The following is a 1,926-nucleotide window of genomic DNA, read 5'->3' on the forward strand; positions in this document are numbered from 1 at the left end:
TGTGCGTTTGGGGTGGGGGGTGGCCCGGTTGCGGGGTTTGCCCCCCCCTCCCACCCCCCCCCCCCCAGGCGCCGCGCGCCAACCGGCGGGGGGCCGCCTCGTCGACGTTTCCCCGAGTCCGTTCCACCTCTGCGCGGAGGTGGCCCGCAGACTCGGGGCGGCCGGGGTCGTCGAGGTTCGTGAGACCGAGGCCTGGCCGACCGAGCAGGGACGCTACTTCCTCGTCCGTGGCGGTTCGGTCGTGGCCTGGTCCACCGAGTCGGCGGCTGGACCTCAGTCGGCGTTCCGGATCGTCGGGGGGCACACGGACTCTCCCAACCTGCGTGTCAAGCAGCGCCCGGACCGCTCCAGCGCCGGCTGGGAGACCGTGGCCCTCGAGCCGTACGGCGGCCCGCTGCTCAACTCGTGGCTCGACCGCGAGCTCGGCCTCTCAGGTCGGGTGACCGTGAGGCGCGGGGGGCGCGCGGAGCATCTGCTGGTCCGCATCGACGAACCGGTGCTCACCGTCGCCCAGCTCGCGATCCACCTCTCGGAGGACCGCAAGGGCGTCGCGCTCGACCCGCAGCGTCATCTCGACGGCATCTACGGGGTGGGGGAGAAGGCCGACCTCCTGGCCGACGTCGCCGACCGGCTCGATGTGGAGACAGACGCGCTCCTCGGCTGGGAGATCATGACGCACGACCTGGTGCCGAGCCAGATCTTCGGCCGGAAGGCCGACCTGCTGGCGGCTCCTCGCCTCGACAACCAGACGACGTGCTGGGCGGGGACGACCGCCCTCCTCGACGTGGTCGACCAGCCGACCGAGGGTGTCGTTCCGCTGCTCGTCCTCTTCGACCACGAGGAGGTCGGCTCGACCTCTGACCGCGGCGCCGACTCCGACCTCCTCGTGACCGTCGTCGAACGCATCGTCCTCGCCGCCGGCGGCACGCGTGACGACTACCATCGCGCGGTGTCGGGGTCCGTCGTCGCGTCGGGCGACATGTCTCACGCGACGCACCCCAACTACGCCGACCGCCACGAGCCGTCGCACCGGATCCTCCCCAACGGCGGTCCCGTCCTGAAGGTTCACCCCAACCTCCGCTACGCCACGGACGCGTCGGGCGCCGGCGCCTTCGCGCTCGCCTGCGAGCAGGCCGGCGTCCCGCTCCAGCGCTACGAGCACCGCGCCGACCTGCCCTGCGGGTCAACCGTCGGTCCGTTGACGGCCGCCCGCACCGGCATGACCACGGTGGACGTCGGAGCCCCGCAGCTGGCGATGCACGCGGCGAGGGAGCTGATGGGAGCGGCCGACCCGGCGATGTACACCGACGCGCTCGCGGCGTTCCTGGCCCCCGAGTACTGAGTGGTCCGCGGGCGTGTGTTAGCCCGCGTTGACCGTGTGACGAACGACCCCGTACCCTGGATGTGCGTTGTGGACTCGTACGGCCCCAGACCGAGCGGGTTCGTGCTCGCCAGCGTCTCCAGTCCTACCGCACGAGGTTCTCACGCGGCAACGACCGGCACGCTGCGATCCGGGTCCGCAGCCCCCCGCACAACTCCTATCCACCCATCGGAGCTCAATCCCATATGACGAGCAGCATCCAGGCAGCACCCGCGCCGCAGGTCGCGATCAACGACATCGGCAGCGAGGAGGACTTCCTCGCAGCGGTCGACAAGACCATCAAGTACTTCAACGACGGTGACATCGTCGACGGCATCATCGTGAAGGTCGACCGGGACGAGGTGCTCCTCGACATCGGTTACAAGACCGAAGGTGTCATCCCCTCGCGGGAGCTGTCCATCAAGCACGACGTCGATCCCCACGAGGTCGTCTCCGTCGGAGACGCCGTCGAGGCCCTCGTCCTCCAGAAGGAGGACAAGGAGGGACGTCTGATCCTCTCGAAGAAGCGGGCGCAGTACGAGCGCGCCTGGGGCGACATCGAGAAG

General features: G+C 70.1%; 2 protein-coding genes. Both read left to right on the top strand.

Annotation, left to right across the window (positions count from 1 at the left end):
• The first annotated feature begins 37 nt into the window (after window positions 1–37).
• Window positions 38–1,342, top strand: a complete 1,305-nt coding sequence (locus tag PV363_RS17590) for a M18 family aminopeptidase (protein ID WP_301023063.1) — start codon at window positions 38–40, stop codon at window positions 1,340–1,342.
• Between the two features lie 224 nt (window positions 1,343–1,566).
• On the top strand, window positions 1,567–1,926 hold a 360-nt coding region (locus PV363_RS17595), incomplete at its 3' end, for a S1 RNA-binding domain-containing protein (RefSeq protein ID WP_301023062.1).

It is taken from the genome of Mumia sp., assembly GCF_028803055.1.
Taxonomy (GTDB): Bacteria; Actinomycetota; Actinomycetes; order Propionibacteriales; family Nocardioidaceae; genus Mumia.